The following is a 17,451-nucleotide window of genomic DNA, read 5'->3' on the forward strand; positions in this document are numbered from 1 at the left end:
CCTTCATCGCTTCCCCGTGAGGTCTTTCAGGTGCGGTCACAGCGTGACCACGACTTTGCCGTGGACGTGGCGTCCGGCCTGCAGCGTCACGGCGTCGCGGATTTTCTCGACCGGAAATGTCGCGGCGATGGGGACGGTGAGCTTGCCGGCGAGGATCGCGTCGGTGATCTGGTCCAGGGCGTCCGTCGCCGCGGCGACGGCGCCGGTGGCGCGTACGCCGCCGGGAGGGTTGGGGCCCGCGGCGACCGTGGAGATCCGCTCGGGCGCCACGCCGAGCGCCAGCGCGGCCTCGGCCGTCTCCGTGCCGAACAGGTCGGTCGCTGCGGTCACCCCGCCGGGTGCCAGCGCCCGAATTCGGTCCACCAGCCCGGCACCGTAGGCCACCGGCTCGGCACCCAGCCGCCGCAGAAACTCGAACGTGCCCGGCGAGGCGGTGCCGATCACGGCGGCGCCGGCGAGCCTGGCGAGCTGCACGGCGAACACGCCCACGCCGCCGGCGGCTCCCCCGATCAGAACGGTGTCACCGGGCCGCGGGCCGATCGCCGCCAGAGCGGCGGCGGCGGTGGCGCCCGCCACCGGAAGCGCGCTCGCCACCTCATCGCTGATGCCCTCCGGCGTATGCCACAGCGAATCGGCAGGGGGCCTGACCACCACGAAGTCGGCGACCGCCCTGCCCAGGGCGCCGCCGTAGACGCGGTCGCCCACGGCAAAGCCCGTGACGCCGTCGCCGACCTCGTCGATCACCCCGGCTAGGTCGGACCCGAAGCCGGACGGCACGGTGATGCCGAACCGCGCCGCCGCCTCCGGCCGCGAGGCGATACCCCAGTCCATCGGGTTCAGCCCGGCGGCCGTCACGCGAACGCGGACCTCACCCGGGCCGGCGTGCGGCTCGGGAACCTCCCGCAGCTCCAGCACTTCGGGGCCTCCGAACGCTTCGTAGATCACAGCTCGGCTCACTGGCAGACTCCTTGCAAGGCAACTGACGGAACTTGGTTCCATCACCATACATGAGTGACGGGACCAAGTTCCGTACACTGTCCTCATGGCTCGTTGGGAACCGAACGCACCAGAACGGCTCGCTCAGGCCGCCCTCGACCTGTTCGCCGAGCGTGGCTACGAGAACACCACCGTGATCGACATCGCGCAGCGCGCGGGACTGGGGAAGACCACCTTCTTCCGGCACTTCCAGGACAAACGGGAAGTACTCTTCGGCCGCGGCACGATGGACGAACTGCTCGCCAAGGCGATAGCCGCAGCCCCGGCGGCCACCACCCCGCTCGAAGCGGTCGCGCACGCGCTGGACGCGGCCGGCAGAGAGGTCTTCACGCCCGCACGCCGCGAATTCATCGCCCGCAGACAGGCAGTGATCGCCGCGAACCCCGAACTCCAAGAACGCGAAGCGCTCAAGAACCTCGGCCTCATCGCATCAATGACCGACGCGCTCAAACGACGCGGCGTTCCGGACTTGACCGCTCGCGTGGCCGCAGAACTCGGCGCGCTCGCCTCCTCGATCGCCTTCGAACGCTGGAGTCAGACGAGCGACGGCGACGACTTCAGCGAGATCGCGCGACAAGCACTCGACGACGTGCAAGCATCCACAGCCCTCTGCTGACGCGGCGACTGCCTTGAACAGGCCGGAGATGGCTGCCACGACTCGCAGCCCCACGGGGTGATGCCCGGAGTGATGTTGCCCCGGTTTCGTAGACACGTTTGGTCTGCCCCGGGACCGGTGGAGTCGGATTTTTGGATCTCATACCACGGTGGGGGTGTTTTCGAACTCTATCGGGGTGAGCATGCCGATGCTGCTGTGCCGTCGTTGGCGGTTATGCCAGATCTTCAGATACTCGAAGACGGCGTTGGCGAGTTCGACGCGGGTGCGCCAGCGGTGCCGGTCGAGCAGTACGACCTGTATTCGCGACCAGAATGACTCCTCACCGCGTTGTCGTAGCAGTCCCCGACGCTGCCCATCGAGGGCACCAGGCCGGAGTCTTTGGCGCGCTGGGTGAAGGCCCAGGAGGCGAACTGCGTGCCCTGGTCCGAATGGATGATCGCGCCTTTCGGTGGTGTCCGGCTGTCGATGGCCATGCCGAGTGCGTCGGTCACCAGTGCTGCGGTGGGTGAGGAGTCGATGGACCAGCCGACCACCCGGTGGGAGTAGGCGTCCAGGGCGACGGCGCAGTACACCTTGCCTTCTCGAGTGAGATGCTCGGTGATGTCGGTGACCCGCAACTGGTTCGGGCCGGTGCGGGCGAACTGCCGGTCGACCAGGTCTTTGGCGATCTGGTCCGGTTTGGTGCGGCGCGGCGCATCAACAACTCGACCGCGCCGTGGCCGACGATGATGTCGCGGGCGAGCCTGAGTTCGGCGTGCACGCGTCGCGCACCGTAGATGCCACGTGAAGTCTGGTGGACGTCGGTGATGAGGTCGGTTCTGGGAATACCACATCGCGCACCAGCTCGACGGCACGCCGACTCGCATTGTGGCTACGCGGCAGCATAGCCCGGTGGTTGGGCATTCCTCCTTCCGTACTCGGCGGGGCTGAGCATGCCCGCGTCGAATGACGGCGGCAGGGGGCGCGGTTACCGGCGGCGGTACCAAGCAGGCCGCCTTGGCCTGTGTAGCCGCCTTTGCGGCAGATGGTGGTGGTGATCGCTAACAGCGATCCACCTGTAACGAATCCGTCACCCATCGTGCGATGCAGGAGGCGAACTCGCTTTCCCGTTCGGCCAGGTCAGCACGCGCCACCGTCCGGGCAGTAGCGCCCTCAACAGATGGGGACATGCCGACTCACTCGCACACTCTGATCGCTGACCGATACTCATTAATCACTAACGGCGATCTGGTGATGTAGTACTAGTGGGTCAGCGATCCGTGTCCGGTGTCGGGGTCGTTGAAGGAATAGTCGATTCCCTTGCCGGTCCGGTACCTGAGTGTGATCACCGTGTCGTCGACGCAGTTGGCCTGCCCCGTCGTGATGTGCTCTTCCACCATCAGACGGCCGGTGGAGGCTTTGGTGAGCTTGAGCTCTCCGCCGCATCGCAGCGTCGGGTACGAGGAACGGCCGACGACGGTGCCGACCCGGCCCTGGGTGAGGGTGAGTACCACGGGGTACGGGCTGTTGAGTGAATCCTCCTGGTCGACCGAGCCGTGCCACTTTCCCAGGAACTTGGCCGGCACGTCACCTCTGCCCCGCCCCGACGTGCCCGGTGAGGCGGTCGCCCCTGACTTCCGGGAGGACGAACGATCGGCCGATGATCCCGAATCCGGCACCAGCATCGTCACCGCCACGATGACGACGGCCGGCACGGCGACGATCGCCAGCAGGCCGATGACCAGGCAGGGAAAGCGTTTCCGTGGACGTGGCGGAGGCGGCGGCGGCGGCGGTGGAAACGGCGCATGCCGTACGCGGTGGGGGCGCACGACCGGCTGCCCGTGCATCGTGATGGTGGGCGACTGTTGCCGTCCGCTCGTGGAAGGGCCCGGTGGGTTCGTGGAAGGGTCCGGTGGGTTCGTGGAAGGGTCCGGGGTGTCCGGGCTGTGGCCGGTCAGGCGCGTCAGTAGTTCGGGGACGCCGGGGCGGGCCTTGGGGTCCTTGGCCAGCGACGCTTCGACGATGCCGCGCAGCGAGGGGTCGAGGCCGTCCAGGTCCGGCGGCTCGTAGACCACGCGGTGCAGGATCTCCGGGAGCGTACGGCCGTTGAAGGGGTCGCGTCCGGTGCCCGCGAAGGCCAGGACGCATCCCCAGGAGAACACGTCGGCCACCGGGGTGACCTCGCCGCCGGTGATCAGCTCGGGCGCCAGGTACGCGGGCGTGCCCACCAGTTGTCCGGTCCGGGTGACCGCCGTACGGCTGTCCAGAGCCCGGGCGATCCCGAAGTCGATGACGCGGGGTCCAAAGGATGAGAGCAGGACGTTGGTGGGCTTGAGGTCCCGGTGCACCAGTCCGGCGTCGTGGATGGCCGACAGCGCGGTCGCCATTCCCACGGCCAGGCCCTCCAGGTCCGATCCGCGCAACGGCCCCTCGGACTCGACCGCGTCCTGCAGAGTGGGGCCGGTGATGAACTCGGTGACGACGTAGTAGGGAGGGCGATCGATTTCGGCGTCGAGTACGGGAGCCGTGCAGAACCTGCGGACGCGGCGCGCCGCCCGGACCTCCTGCCGGAAGCGCTCGGCGAAGGCGGTGTCGCTGGCGAGTTCCTGGTTGATGACCTTGATCGCGGCCTGCCCGCCGTCATCGTCCTCGCCCAGGTACACCGTCCCCATGCCACCACGCCCCAGCCGGCTCAGCAGGCGATAGCCGCCCAGACGTCGAGGGTCGCCGGGCTGAAGATCCTCTGGCATGCGCGGTCCGTCCAAGGGCGAGGCGGCGTCATGATCAGACTACTGACCGCACACCGCCCAGGGGGCGAATCGTCCTAGTGCCGCATCAAGCAACGTTCGCCTTGTTGACGACCTCGCGTAGTCGCTGGTCGGTGGCGTGTTTGTTCCGCCAGATGATGTAGCGGCGGATCATGCTGCCTTGTTCCTTGTGGCTTGCATGGTCGGTGCCGTCGAGGGCGAAGTAGCGCAGGGCGGTGAACTGGGCTTCGATCCGGTTGAGCCATGAGGAGTTGGTCGGGGTGTAGGCGATCTCGACGTTGTTGGCTTCGGCCCAGTCGGTGACCCGATGGCATCGCTTGGTGGTCAGGTGCGGGGAGTAGTTGTCGCACACGATCGCGATGCGGACGGTTGCGGGATAGAGGCTGCGCAGGTAGCGGCAGAATTCCAGGAACTTCGAGCGGTTCTTGGTCTTCTTGATGTGCCCGTAAAGCTTGTCTTGGCCCAGGTCGTAGGCGGCGAACAGGTGCCGGACCCCGTGCGGGCGGGTGTAGGTCGCCCGCCGGCGGGGCCTGGGTTGGCGGTCGGGGTCCTTGTGCCGGCCGCCGCGTTCGGCCCAGTGGCGGCCCGGGTGGGGCTGGAGGTTGAGCGGGCCGAACTCATCCAGGCAGAAGACGACTTCAGGTTCGCCTTCCTCGGGGATGACCTCCCCATCGGCGACCGCGTACAGGTGCTCGATGCGGGCTTTCTTGGCGGCGTAGTCCGGATCGCGGGAGGTCTTCCAGGTTTTCACGCGTTGAAACGAGACGCCTTCCTCGCGGAGCAGGATGCGCAGGCCCTCGTGGCTGATGTCGTCGACCACCCCCTCGGCGACCAGGAAGTCGGCCAGCTTGGCCAGGCTCCAGGTCGAAAACGGCAGGCCGTGCTCGGCCGGCCTGGACTTGGCGATCTTCTTGATCTCCCGGCGTTCGGCCAGGGTGAACGTCTTCGGCCGCCCGCCGGAGTACTTCGGATACAGCGAATCGAAGCCATCGGCGTTGAAGTTGTGGAGCACATCCCGGACACGGTCACCGCTGGTGAATGTGACCTCGGCGATCTTGTTGACGCTCATGCCCTGAGCGGACAGCAACACCATCTGAGCCCGTCGCCAGGTCACCACCGACCCGGTGCCCCTGCGGATGATCCGCAACAGCCGACGGCCTTCGTCCTCATCGATCTCACGGACCCGTACCCGTTCTGCCACCCGCACAGACTGGCCGTGACCTACCGCCTGGGGCCAGCATCCCGACGGCGCGTCACCGCAACAGGGCAAACGTTGCTTGATGCGGCACTAGCTCGCCCGTGGCCTCGCTGCGCGCGGCAAGGCTCGCTACGGGAGCGTCGCGATGGGCGTCGAAGATCTCGGTACGGGCAATGTTGAGAGCGCAGGCCAGGCCGCCGTTGAAGTCGCCCTCCAGCCGCCGCAGCGGATGCCGGGCGGGCTCACGCGGGGTTCTCCCCAAGCGCGACGCCGCGCACCAAAAGCTCCTCCATCGCCTTTTGGCTGCTCGGCGATCGGCCATGTCAGCTTCTTCTGCTGAACCGAAGAAACCGCAGGTCGATGGTTAGGTGAGCGGTAGGGCGCCCGGGGCTCGAACCCGGAACCTATGGTTCAAAAGTCCACAGCTCTGATCGAATCGCCTATTTGATGCGCCATCGCGTCCTGCTCCGTAGTACCGCTACGTGCTATTTGATCCGCGTGCGCCATTAACTTCGTTGAGTGTCGGTCCGATGCTGCATCGGGTGCTGCCGGGCAGTACCGCGACATGTGGGCGAACTGTAACCGGTAGTCAGTATGCATTTCACGTGCAGTGTCCATTTCGAATATTGCAGGGAAATCGCATCGTCTTGGGTTCGGGTGAGATGAACTTCGACTTGGATAAAGCGCCGTACGATGACGGGGCGAAAGTGGTTGAAGGTTTCCTTTCTGCGGCAAGGCCAGAAGTTCTTAGGGTATCGATAAATGGTTTCGGTGATGTTCGGATCGAGATGGATCACGAGATTAAGCTCGAAATATTTCCGACGTCATCGAGCTCTCGGCCGGAGGAAAGGTGGAGGTTCCTTGCTCGTTTTGGAACCCACTACTCTTTTCCTGATGGGCTTGACCGCCCAGCTTGATGAGGCTGAAGCGGTGGTGAGTCGCTGCAAAGTCCAGTGACGCAAAGGCCGCCGGGGGCTGTCATGTCAGTCGAGGTTTTGGGGGCAGTCCGGGACTGCAGGCGCCAAGGGATGGTGGCCGGATAACAACCTGCGGGCTGGCGTCAATTCTTCCACTGGGCATGGCAGGTTAGTTTGGTATGTGAGTCCTAAGCGCGCCCAGGCGTCCGGCGATGAGAAGTTTCAGTGAGCGGCCAGCCGAACGCCTGAGCGGTCACCAGCTGGTCGTCGGCAACAACGGATTGTGCGTGGACGTGTACGGCAACTCGGGTACCCCGGATGCGGCGATCGAGCAGTGGTCCGGTAACGGTCAGTCGAGCCAGCAGTTCCAGTTCGCGCCCGGTTCGAACGGCTACGGGGAGCGGGCAGGCGCAGAACTCCGGTCAGGTGGTGGCGGTCGCCGGCGGTTCGACCTCACAGGGCGTCCCGGACATCGTGCAGCAGGCGCGTAACGGCGCGGCGAGTTCGATGTGGCGACCGGGGCGCAGTCCGACGGGTCATGGGCGTTCCAGAACCAGAACAGCGGCCTGTGCCTGGACGTCTACGGCGCGGGCAACAACGCGGGTCAGCAACTGGACCAGTGGCCGTGCAAGAACGCGGCCGGCGCTCAACCAGGAGTTCACCTCGCGGTGAGCCCTGCCGCGGACGTGACCGCCGCGGTCGGCAACGCCGGCCGGTCGGGGAGGCGCGCGACCCGCCGCCGGCCCGCATTCCGCCCGACCGCCCTTGGACGAGGGCGGGTGTTCCATGGCGCGCTCTCCATGGGTTCTTGCCGCCGCTCGCGCGGATGTCAGCCACGGATTCGTTTTCACTGGTTTTCACGCCGGTGTCACCGGCGCCGACGCACGGCACGGGGCGTTTCCAGGCGTGTCTCCTCGTCGGTTACACCTCATTAACAAGCCGGACATCGTCCTCTTGACAGGAGCTCGTACGCCTTGGATGGTGTGGGAGCGCTCCCACATCCGCCGGCCGAGCCCCCGCGCTCGAAGGGAGTCCTCGCCGTGACCCGGACGGAAACCACCACGCCCTCCGAGGTGATCAGGACGCCGACACTCGCCGACGTCGCGGCGCTCGCGGGAGTCTCGCCCGCGGCCGTCTCGCGCGTCATCTACGGCAGTGTCCGTGTCAGTCACCACACCCGCTCGCAGGTCGAAAGCACCATGGACCGGCTCGGTCACGTGCGCGACCGGGCCGTGCCGTACGGCCGTTCCATCGCCTTGGTGATCTGTGAGGACGACGGGCGGGTCTTCACCGACGACTCGCCGGCCCGGCTGTGGCCGCCGGGTGAGTCCGACGGCTCCAGCTCGGCGATCTCCAACGACGAAGGCAAGGGCTTCGACCGGATGTGCGACCCGGTCCATGGCGGCAACGCCCGCAACGGCAACAGCGCGCACTGGCGAACGCCCCGCTGTCCAGGCACTGGCTCTCGCCCAGTTCCACCAGTTGCCGCAGAACGCCTATCCGGCGGTGTCCTGACGGCACACGACGGAGCGAGGACGTCCACGGCGTCCCCCGCCCTCGCCGTGTCGCCGGCCGTCGCCCCCGGTGCCGTACGCGCCGGAGGCCTGAATCGCGTAACGCGAGATGAGGTGGTGTCATGCTCGTCCCCGGAACACACCCGAGGACCAGGTCTTTGTTGGTGGTGGCTTTTCTCCTGACGTTGCTCGCCGCCTTCACCGGCGGTGTCTCCCTCGCGCCGAAGGCTCGCGCCGCGGGTGGTGGTTACTGGCACACCAGCGGCCGGCAGATCCTCGACGCGAGCGGCCACCCGGTGCGCATCGCGGGCATCAACTGGTTCGGCTTCGAGACGGCGAACCACGTGGTGCACGGCCTCTGGAGCCGGGACTACAAGGACCTGCTGAACCAGGTGAAGTCGCTCGGCTACAACACACTCCGGCTGCCGTACTCCGACGACATCTTCAAATCCGGCACGGTACCCGACAGCATCGACTTCTCCAGCGGCAAGAACGCCGACCTGCAGGGCCTCACGTCGCTCCAGGTGATGGACCACATCGTCGACTACGCGGCGTCCGTCGGGCTGCGGGTCATCCTGGACCGGCACCGCCCCGACTCCTCCGGTCAGTCCGCCCTCTGGTACACCTCCAGCGTCAGCGAGGCCACCTGGATCGCTGACCTGAAGGCGCTCGCGACCCGGTACGCGAACAACCCGGCGGTCGTGGGCATCGACCTGCACAACGAGCCGCACGACCCGGCCTGCTGGGGCTGCGGAGACACCTCGATCGACTGGCGGCTGGCCGCCGAACGAGGAGGCAACGCGGTGCTCTCGGTCAACCCCGACCTGCTCATCTTCGTCGAGGGCATCCAGACCTACAACGGCGACTCCGGCTGGTGGGGCGGCAATCTCGAGGGTGCGGGCACCTACCCGGTGCGCCTTTCGGTGGCGAACCGGCTGGTCTACTCCGCGCACGACTACGCCACCAGCGTGGCCGACCAGACCTGGTTCCACGATTCTTCGTTCCCGGCCAACCTGCCCGGCGTCTGGAACCGGTTCTGGGGCTATCTGTTCACTCAGAACGTCGCGCCGGTCTGGGTCGGTGAGTTCGGCACCACGCTGCAGTCCGGCATCGACCAGCAGTGGCTCGCCGCGCTGGTGAAGTATCTGCGTCCCACCGCGCAGTACGGCGCGGACGCGTTCCAGTGGACGTTCTGGAGCCTCAACCCGAACTCCGGTGACACCGGCGGGATCCTCAATGACGACTGGACGACCGTCAACACCACGAAGGACGCCTATCTCGCCTCCATCAAGTCCACCGCCTTCGATCCGGTCGGCGACGGGGGAGGCGGCGGCGGGGGAGGGTCGGGCAGCGCTGCCTGCGTCGCCTCCTACCATGTGGACAACGACTGGGGCTCCGGCTTCACCGCCACCGTGACCGTGACCGGTTCCGGAACCACCGCCACGAAGAACTGGAAGGTGACCTGGTCCTTCGGCGGCAACCAGTCCATCACGAACGCCTGGAACGCCACCGTCACCCAGTCCGGCGCGAACGTTACGGCGACGAGCGTCTCCCACAACGGCGTTCTCAGCCCCGGCACGTCGACGACGTTCGGAGTGCAGGCGACCTACTCGGGCGCCAACCCCGCCGTCACCCCGGTATGCACCGCTGCATGACCCGTGCCTGATCGCGGTCCGAGAAGGGCGTCCGCGGTGACCGCGCGACCGCGTCCACCGACCGGCCCGTTGGCCGAGAACGGGTCGGTCTCGGTGGAGAGGCGCCCTGGGGTTGGCCGGTGGCCGACGACGGCGGACACGCGAAGGCATGACCCTGGAAGGGCGGATCGATGGTGAGCAACGCGGCGCCGACCTGGCGAGCCTGAGGTGCCTCAGGCTGGTGAGTAGCAGGGGGCTTGCCGTTGGAAGCCATTGCCGGGCGGCATGCCGGACAGGGTGGGTCCGGACCTCGTTGGTACGGGTTCCATACCGACGGCGGCGTCGCCGTTGTCGCGTCCGGCGCTCACGCTGATCGAAGCGCCGGACGCGACAACGGGCGCGGTGGGCGGAATGTCATCGCTGACGATCCGGACGGTCGATCGAGCTCCTTTCTTCCGCGGGTCGGTCGAAGGTGGTGGTGGGGCGGAGCAAATATGAGTCGGGGAGGTATGTCAAGCGCCCGCTGCGCATCGCGAATAACGCTACGAGCCTGACTGTGGCTCAGCTGGTGTTATCGGCGTGAATACACCTGGCCGGTGAAGCACCGTCATGAAAGTTTTCATTGGCGATTCACGCTCAGTGGGAGATCGTCGAAAGGTTTCGGTGGCATACCCGCCCACTGGGAAAGGTACGGGACAGAGGCGGACCGTGATCAGTAACCGAAACATTTTCGAAAGACTTGACATGTTTTCGGGGCGCTATCCACACTGATTCTCCGAGGCGGTTGGGCGTGCCCGGCGTGGCAAGGCCCACCAACTGGCGATGCCTTGGTGGTGTGCGTTCCCGGCGAAGGGACGCGGCGTCGATTCCGCGGGGCTGTCCCCGCGTTTCCGGCATTTCCCGTGCTTCAGTTATGGAGGCTCAGGAGTGAGCACCAGAGAAAAACTTTCGCCCGGAACCCGGCGATCCGTCCGCCGTTTCCGCCGGGCCCTGGTCGCCCTCGCCCTCGGCGTCGTCGGGACGACGACCGTCGCGCTGGCGGGGGCGGTTCCTTCGAATGCCGCGGAGAGTACGCTCGGCGCGGCGGCGGCGCAGAGCGGGCGGTACTTCGGCACCGCCATCGCCTCCGGCAGGCTCGGCGACTCGGTGTACACCACGATCGCGGGCCGCGAGTTCACCATGGTGACGCCCGAGAACGAGATGAAGATCGACGCCACCGAGCCCCAGCAGGGGCAGTTCAACTTCAGCGCCGGTGACCAGGTCTACAACTGGGCGGTGCAGCACGGAATGCGGGTCCGCGGCCACACCCTGGCCTGGCACAACCAGCAGCCCGGCTGGATGCAGAGCCTCAGCGGCAGCGCCCTGCGCCAAGCGATGATCAACCACATCAACGGGGTGATGGCCCATTACAAGGGCAAGCTCGCCTACTGGGACGTGGTGAACGAGGCCTTCGCCGACGACGGCTCCGGCGGCCGGCGCGATTCCAACCTGCAGCGGACCGGCAACGACTGGATCGAGGTCGCCTTCCGCACCGCGCGGGCGGCCGACCCGAACGTCAAGCTCTGCTACAACGACTACAACATCGAGAACTGGAACGCCGCCAAGACCCAAGGCGTCTACAACATGGTCAGGGACTTCAAGTCCCGCGGCGTCCCGATCGACTGCGTCGGCTTCCAGTCCCACTTCAACAGCGGCGACCCGTACAACAGCAACTTCCGCACCACCCTGCAGAACTTCGCTGCCCTGGGCGTCGACGTGGCCATCACCGAGCTGGACGTCCAGGGCGCCTCGCCCACGACCTACGCCAACGTGACCAACGACTGTCTGGCCGTCTCGCGCTGCGTCGGCATCACGGTCTGGGGGGTACGGGACAGCGACTCCTGGCGGTCCGGCGACACTCCACTCCTCTTCGACGGGAACGGCAACAAGAAGCCCGCCTACACCGCCGTCCTCAACGCCCTCAACGGCGGGTCGTCCTCCCCGCCGCCCGATGGCGGTGGACAGATCAAGGGCGTCGCCTCCGGCCGCTGCCTGGACGTGCCCAACGCGAGCACGACCGATGGAACCCAGGTGCAGCTGTGGGACTGCAATGGCAACAGCAACCAGCAGTGGAGCTACACCTCCGCCAATGAGTTCAAGGTCTACGGCAACAAGTGCCTGGACGCCGCCGGCACCGGCAACGGCGTCAAGGTGCAGATCTACTCCTGCCACGGTGGCGACAACCAGAAATGGCGCGTCAACTCGGACGGAACCATTGTCGGCGTCCAGTCCGGACTGTGCCTGGACGCCGCGGGCCAGGGCACCGGAAACGGCACCCAGATCCAGCTGTACTCCTGCTGGGGCGGCAGCAACCAGAAGTGGTCCGTCTCCAGCTGACCCGGGAGGTCCCCATGTACAGATCACGTATCAGGAAGAAGCGCCGCGCGCTGACTTCGACGCTGGCAACGGTGGCCACGACCGCGGCCGTCCTCGCGGTCGCGCCGATGGCCACCCCGGCTCGGGCCGACGTCACCGGTGCCCTGCGCGGCGTCGGCTCCAACCGGTGTCTGGACGTGCTGGGTCAGAGCCAGACCGATGGCACCTACCTGCAGCTCTATGACTGCTGGGGCGGCGCGAACCAGCAGTGGACCTCGACCACCGACGGCCGGCTGACCGTGTACGGCAGCAAGTGCCTGGATGTGCCGAACCATGCGACCGCCGCCGGCACGCGGGTGGAGATCTGGACCTGCAACGGTGGTGCCAACCAGCAGTGGCGCGTGAACTCCGACGGCACGGTGGTCGGCGTAGAGTCCGGGCTGTGCCTGGAGGCCGTGGGCGCCGGCACGGCCAACGGCACCGCGGTGGACATCGGGACGTGCAACGGCGGTGCCGGCCAGCAGTGGACCGGCCTGTCGGGCCCGCCCGCGACGTGCTCTCTTCCGTCGACGTACCGCTGGACGTCGACGGGTGTGCTGGCGACACCGCAGCACGGGTGGGTCTCGCTCAAGGACTTCACCAACGTCGTCTACAACGGCAAGCACCTGGTCTACGCGTCGAACGTGTCGGGATCCTCCTACGGTTCGATGGCCTTCAGCCCCTTCACGAACTGGTCCGACATGGCCTCGGCCGGCCAGACCGGGATGAGTCAGGCCACGGTGGCGCCCACGCTGTTCTACTTCGCGCCCAAGAACATCTGGGTGCTGGCGTACCAGTGGGGTGCGTGGCCCTTCATCTACCGGACGTCGAGCGACCCCACCAATCCCAATGGCTGGTCCTCGCCACAGGCGCTGTTCACCGGCAGCATCTCGGGTTCCGGCACCGGCCCGATCGACCAGACGCTGATCGGTGACGGTTCGAACATGTACCTGTTCTTCGCCGGTGACAACGGCAAGATCTACCGGGCGAGCATGCCGATCGGGAACTTCCCGGGCAACTTCGGCTCGTCGTACACGACGGTGATGAGCGACTCGACGGCCAACCTGTTCGAGGCGGTCCAGGTCTACAAGGTCCAGGGTCAGAACCAGTACCTGATGATCGTTGAGGCCATGGGGGCGAATGGGCGGTACTTCCGCTCGTTCACGGCCTCCAGCCTGAGCGGTTCGTGGACTCCGCAGGCCGCCAGCGAGAGCAACCCGTTCGCGGGCAAGGCCAACAGCGGGGCCACCTGGACCAACGACATCAGCCATGGTGACCTGGTCCGCAGCAACCCCGACCAGACCATGACCATCGATCCCTGCAACCTCCAATTCCTCTACCAGGGCAAGTCCCCCAGCGCCGGCGGCCCCTACGACCAACTGCCGTGGCGTCCGGGTCTGCTGACGCTGCAGCGCTAGCCCGCGTGATCACGGTGATCGCCGGCCGGTGACCGCCGGGGTGCAGGTGAGCCGGGTGCCCCTTCCGCAACGGAACCGACGGTGTCGAGTCGACCAGGTTCCCGCGCGGGAGGGGCACCTTCACAGAGCGGTGCGATCAAGAGGTGGATGCCGTGCGCGCGTGGCGGCGTGCGGAAGCTCGGACGGGGGAGGGCCGGTTCATCGACCTGCGGAGCGGGCGTCAAACCCGGACCGGTGCCCGCCGAACGGCGGCGTCGTGAAACCGGACACGGTCAAATGACCGTCGAACGAGCGAAAGCCCGGCCACCGTCTCCGTTGTCCGGGCTGCTGACCAGATGAAACCTGGTGGGTGATACTGGGATTGAACCAGTGACCTCTACCGTGTCAAGGTAGCCCGGGGGAGCGGGTGACCAGCGGGGATGCGTGAAGGCGCAGGTCAGCGGTGTCGATAGAGCGCCGTTGAAGGACGTTCGGCGAGGGCTGGAGAGGTTGGCATCGCCCATTCGACGCCCAACCTCGGACGGAGCCATCTCAAGACCATGGACGTGATTGCGACCAAGCCCTGCTGGGCTGGCCGGCGTCGCCCAGCTTCGGTCGGGATCGTCAAGGAAACGCAGCCTCTCGGTCGTTGATTGATGTCTGGCTACTTAGCGACCTCGATTTAGCGACCTCGATTCCAGCCACTGCTCGTCCGCGGCGAGATGGGGTTCAAGTCGGCGGGGGCGAACCGAAGGCACATCCTTTGTGCTTAGAGGTCGTTTCATTGGGGCGATCAGTAGGACCCTGCCGGCTCGATGGTGGAGCGTCTGGTTCCCGACGAGTTGTGGGAGTTGTTCGAACGGGTCGTGCCGCCGAAGCCGACACGACCCCAGGGCGGTGGCCGGCGCCGGTACGACGATCGTCAGGTGCGGGGACCTGACGGGCCCGAATTCTGTCGATCGCGGCAAGAACGGGTCGAAGATCCTTGATCGCCGAACGGGGTGGACTGCCGATCTCTGTCGGGATCTCGGCGGCCAGCACCCACGACAGTCAGGCGCTGGTGCCGCTGGTGCAGGGCATCCCGCCGATCCGTTCCCGGCGCGGGCCGCGTCGCCGCAGACCGGCCAAGCTTCACGCCGACAAGGGCTATGACTACGACCATCTCCGCGTGTGGCTGCGCAGGCGCCGAATCAAACCGCGCATCGCCCGCTGCGGCATCGAGTCTTCCCAGCGGCTGGGCCGGCATCGCTGGGTGGTCGAACGCACGATGTCGTAGCTGAACGACTACCGCAGACTCCACCGCCGCTACGAACGCAAGGCCGACCACTTCCTTGCGTTCGTCGCCAGCCAGCCGTAGGCCGGGACGCTCGCTGGCCAGAGGAGGTCACAAGCACACAAGGAGCATTCGGTCAATCCTGTGCGGCTTGAGGTGGTTGTCGCCCAGCTAGCCACCCGCAGCGTGAAGCCGAACGTATTGCCGTCTACCCTGCCGTACCCGCTGGCCGTAGATAGCCACCCTATGGGCCGGGTTCTGTTTGGGGCGTCTCTCTGATCTGTGACTTCTCGGTCGCGCGCTCGGTCAAGAAGGCAATCATGTGCTGCATGTTGATGAAGTTCCTGCCATAGTCGACCAGAGTCAGCGGTACCAATGGCCGACTGGACACCTCCACCTCACAACCAGCACCCATCGGACGGGCGGTGACGGTGACCCGTTCCCCCCAGCTTTGCAACGACATCCGTGTCACAGCGGTTATCTTCGGTCGGCCCGCGTCTACCCGCCGGACCTTCCACCTCCAGGATCGAGCCGCCCAATCGACTAGTCGGATGGCCTCCTCACACGACAAGGACAGGGCAACAGTCCGGTTATGACGAACTGAGCCCCATAGACCCGGCTCGATTCCAAGTCGTCGCACCCGTCTTACGTGTTGGATCGTGAGGATGGAGGCGACGATGACACCGAAGATCACTGCGGCCGGTACCATCACAAGGTCAGGCGGCCAGCTTACCGAAAGCCACATTGCGATTGTGAATATCACAAAACATTTGAAGAAAATGTTCAAAGCGGCAACGCTCGCCTTATTGGCAGCCACCATCACGGGCCTCCCAATCTGTTCCTCTAGTCCAAGCAAGCATTGCAGCAAGCGCTGGCAACCGACCGGTTTGGCTCATGCTTTGTAGTGGATCATGGTGCGTATGGTCGGTCGATGTGGTTGTCGCGGATCTGGACCGGGTGCACGCGCGGCCCGCGGACCGGTTTGTTCAGTCGGAGCTGCGCGAGCGGGTCCGGGAGTACATGTCAGGGCTGGAGTGTAAGAACGGGTGGACGCTGGCCGAGCATGCCGGTGCGATCGTCTCGGGACCGAGTAGGCTGAACCCAGCAAGACTCAGGCCAGCCCAGCTATTTTTGACCTGGTCAGGCGTAGTTCGGCAAGGAAAAGTTGGCGGCGGACCGCCAGGCTGCCGCCCTTGACCTCAAACGGATCATTTCGACAATGCATCTCATCTACCCGCTAAGTTTGCGGCTGTCTCGCGACAGGTCGCGGGACAGCCGCAGCCTGTTCCCCGCGAAAGATCAGATCGGATGCAGCCTAGTATTCTCCGACCGCAAGGTACCACGGCTCAGGCTCATGACTCCCGTAATACGAGCAAATGTACCAGTCGTATCCGTGACGCAGGAAATAGGCGGCCCCGCCCTCGCACTGCGTCTTCGTCTGATACCAGCCCACCCCCATTGACGAGGAGCTGGAGGATCGCGTACTAGCGGATGCCGTACCAGCGATCAGACTGAGGGTGGCAGCGGTGGTCACGCCCGCGATAACTGCCAAGCGAGCGATTCGTGTTCGCACTATTTAGCCCTTTCGTAAATGGTAGTTACGATGCTCCGGCCGCTCAATGTGACCGGAACCCACTCAAGGGACTGTCCGCTGCGACCGCATACCGGCAAGGGTTCCTATCTACTTTATTCGACCGTTCCTGCTCGGTAGCTCTGGCGGCCGGTGGTCGGCAGACAGGAGCGGTCGGCAGCCTCCTCACCGACCCTCTGCCGGGCCGCCACGTCCTGTCAGCGTCGAGCGCATCGCCCTCACCTCTGCGGGCCGGAACGGATAGCGCTGTGCGCGCTGCTGTGGTGTAGCGGTCACGGCTGGACCTGGAGGTACGTCTGTCGCCCGGGTAGCTCACCGAGCCGAACAAGCGGCGGATGATGCGCGGCCGCCCGACCGGAATCGGTCGTCTGGCTCCCGGGCATTGCGACTTTTTACCCCATCCACGGGAAATGCCACATGCCGTAACCCTCCTTTCAACGGAGGCCTAAGGCGACGACGCATGCTCGGCGCCATCGCCCTCACCGGCGTCGTGGCTGGCTGGACGCACGTAACCGGCACGACCCGTCACATACCGAGCCGCTCAAGGCGGGGAAGACGTATGGCCTCCGCTGGGACTTCCAGCCGAACGACTACGTCTTCAAGGCCGGTCACCGGCTCGTTGTGGTCGTGATCTCCACTTCCTACGACTACACGTTGCGCTATCCGGCCGGTGCGAAGGTCACGGTTTCAGCCCGGCGGCAGCGTCGCTCACCTGCCCGTCGTTCCTCGCTGACGACCCGGCCGCCGTGATCACCTGACGGCCGGTCGCGTGATCACGGCGCAGTCATTGCCGGCTGACGCATGCGCCTTGTTACCCGTCGGCGCCGTGTTGCTCAGGTGCCCGAACGCCCTGTTCACCGCACCCCCCGACCGGCGACCACCACAACCGGAGCTGGGCGGTAGCTCCCACCGACCTCGACATCCCCGGCTGAGATGCGAGGAGGTCCTCGACGGCCTGATCAACGAGTACAGAGCCGTGGCGAAGAAGGCAATGGTCACGGCCGTAATCGAGTATCTGCACCCCACAGGGCTCGCGGAGTTGAACCTGGCCGATCGTGGCCTCGGATTGTGATGGATAGTGGCTTGATTTATTTGCCGCCTAAAGAGTAAATAAATACTGTTTGTCCGTTTCTTGGGGGATCTTGCGGTATCTGTCGACGCCTTCATCCGTTCA

Annotated in this window: 14 protein-coding genes and 2 pseudogenes; 10 read left to right on the forward strand and 6 right to left on the reverse strand. The window is 65.9% G+C overall.

Annotation, left to right across the window (positions count from 1 at the left end; all coding sequences use genetic code 11):
- Positions 1-36: 36 nt before the first annotated feature.
- Entirely contained in the window at positions 37-957 is a 921-nt protein-coding gene (locus tag OG417_RS24585) for an NADP-dependent oxidoreductase (protein WP_329260554.1), read from the reverse strand.
- Between the two features lie 85 nt (positions 958-1,042).
- On the opposite strand from OG417_RS24585, the gene OG417_RS24590 reads away from it, so the two are divergent.
- Positions 1,043-1,612 (forward strand): TetR/AcrR family transcriptional regulator, encoded by a 570-nt coding sequence (locus OG417_RS24590; protein WP_329260556.1) that lies wholly within the window; start codon positions 1,043-1,045, stop codon positions 1,610-1,612.
- 138 nt (positions 1,613-1,750) lie between these two features.
- Here the strand turns inward: OG417_RS24590 and OG417_RS54390 are convergent, their stop codons facing one another.
- From OG417_RS54390 to OG417_RS24605, 4 genes are all read right to left on the reverse strand, one after another.
- Positions 1,751-1,912, reverse strand: coding sequence for an IS3 family transposase (locus tag OG417_RS54390; protein WP_442875760.1), 162 nt, complete (start codon positions 1,910-1,912; stop codon positions 1,751-1,753).
- On the reverse strand, positions 1,837-2,280 hold the full coding sequence (locus OG417_RS24595; RefSeq protein WP_442875761.1) for a DDE-type integrase/transposase/recombinase: 444 nt from the start codon (positions 2,278-2,280) through the stop codon (positions 1,837-1,839). The genes OG417_RS54390 and OG417_RS24595 overlap by 76 nt, the downstream gene beginning before the upstream one ends.
- Before the next feature lie 573 nt (positions 2,281-2,853).
- Entirely contained in the window at positions 2,854-4,341 is a 1,488-nt protein-coding gene (locus tag OG417_RS24600; RefSeq protein ID WP_329260561.1) for a serine/threonine-protein kinase, read from the reverse strand.
- Between the two features lie 85 nt (positions 4,342-4,426).
- On the reverse strand, positions 4,427-5,560 hold the full coding sequence (locus OG417_RS24605) for an IS630 family transposase (protein WP_329245751.1): 1,134 nt from the start codon (positions 5,558-5,560) through the stop codon (positions 4,427-4,429).
- Positions 5,561-6,686: 1,126 nt separating this feature from the next.
- Here OG417_RS24605 and OG417_RS54395 point away from each other — a divergent pair.
- The 3 genes and pseudogenes from OG417_RS54395 to OG417_RS54405 all read left to right on the forward strand — a co-directional run.
- Positions 6,687-6,965, forward strand: a complete 279-nt coding sequence (locus tag OG417_RS54395) for an RICIN domain-containing protein (protein ID WP_442875723.1) — start codon at positions 6,687-6,689, stop codon at positions 6,963-6,965.
- A gap of 18 nt (positions 6,966-6,983) precedes the next feature.
- On the forward strand, positions 6,984-7,409 hold the full coding sequence (locus tag OG417_RS54400) for an RICIN domain-containing protein (protein ID WP_442875724.1): 426 nt from the start codon (positions 6,984-6,986) through the stop codon (positions 7,407-7,409).
- Between the two features lie 138 nt (positions 7,410-7,547).
- A pseudogene (locus OG417_RS54405) lies at positions 7,548-7,634 on the forward strand (LacI family DNA-binding transcriptional regulator); the annotation flags it as partial.
- A 53-nt stretch (positions 7,635-7,687) separates the two neighbouring features.
- Here OG417_RS54405 and OG417_RS24610 read toward each other — a convergent pair.
- Positions 7,688-7,843 (reverse strand): hypothetical protein, encoded by a 156-nt coding sequence (locus OG417_RS24610; RefSeq protein WP_329260564.1) that lies wholly within the window; start codon positions 7,841-7,843, stop codon positions 7,688-7,690.
- Between the two features lie 309 nt (positions 7,844-8,152).
- On the opposite strand from OG417_RS24610, the gene OG417_RS24615 reads away from it, so the two are divergent.
- The 6 genes and pseudogenes from OG417_RS24615 to OG417_RS24640 all read left to right on the forward strand — a co-directional run bounded on the left by OG417_RS24615 (position 8,153) and on the right by OG417_RS24640 (position 17,027).
- Positions 8,153-9,643, forward strand: coding sequence for a cellulase family glycosylhydrolase (locus OG417_RS24615; RefSeq protein WP_329260567.1), 1,491 nt, complete (start codon positions 8,153-8,155; stop codon positions 9,641-9,643).
- 906 nt (positions 9,644-10,549) lie between these two features.
- Complete coding sequence (locus tag OG417_RS24620) at positions 10,550-11,998, forward strand: endo-1,4-beta-xylanase (protein WP_329260570.1); 1,449 nt, start codon at positions 10,550-10,552, stop codon at positions 11,996-11,998.
- A gap of 14 nt (positions 11,999-12,012) precedes the next feature.
- Positions 12,013-13,434, forward strand: coding sequence for a non-reducing end alpha-L-arabinofuranosidase family hydrolase (locus tag OG417_RS24625; protein ID WP_329260572.1), 1,422 nt, complete (start codon positions 12,013-12,015; stop codon positions 13,432-13,434).
- Between the two features lie 794 nt (positions 13,435-14,228).
- Positions 14,229-14,770: pseudogene (locus tag OG417_RS24630) on the forward strand (IS5 family transposase).
- A 593-nt stretch (positions 14,771-15,363) separates the two neighbouring features.
- Positions 15,364-15,591 carry a hypothetical protein gene (locus tag OG417_RS24635; protein ID WP_329260575.1) on the forward strand — a complete coding sequence of 76 codons (228 nt, stop codon included), beginning with the start codon at positions 15,364-15,366 and terminating at the stop codon, positions 15,589-15,591.
- 1,184 nt (positions 15,592-16,775) lie between these two features.
- The gene (locus OG417_RS24640) at positions 16,776-17,027 is read left to right on the forward strand and encodes a CocE/NonD family hydrolase C-terminal non-catalytic domain-containing protein (RefSeq protein WP_329262514.1); all 252 of its coding nucleotides are present in this window, start codon (positions 16,776-16,778) and stop codon (positions 17,025-17,027) included.
- Positions 17,028-17,451 lie beyond the last annotated feature (424 nt).

Origin of the sequence: Actinoallomurus sp. NBC_01490 (assembly GCF_036227085.1) — a bacterium.
In the GTDB taxonomy this organism is placed as follows: Bacteria; Actinomycetota; Actinomycetes; order Streptosporangiales; family Streptosporangiaceae; genus Actinoallomurus; species Actinoallomurus oryzae.

Bases quoted from the DNA above. Each gene is read 5' to 3' on its own strand.
- OG417_RS24590 (WP_329260556.1), top strand. From the start codon at position 1,043: ATGGCTCGTTGGGAACCGAACGCACCAGAACGGCTCGCTCAGGCCGCC.
- OG417_RS24635 (WP_329260575.1), top strand. From the start codon at position 15,364: ATGACACCGAAGATCACTGCGGCCGGTACCATCACAAGGTCAGGCGGC.
- OG417_RS24625 (WP_329260572.1), top strand. From the start codon at position 12,013: ATGTACAGATCACGTATCAGGAAGAAGCGCCGCGCGCTGACTTCGACG.
- OG417_RS54395 (WP_442875723.1), top strand. From the start codon at position 6,687: ATGAGAAGTTTCAGTGAGCGGCCAGCCGAACGCCTGAGCGGTCACCAG.
- OG417_RS24600 (WP_329260561.1), bottom strand. From the start codon at position 4,341: ATGCCAGAGGATCTTCAGCCCGGCGACCCTCGACGTCTGGGCGGCTAT.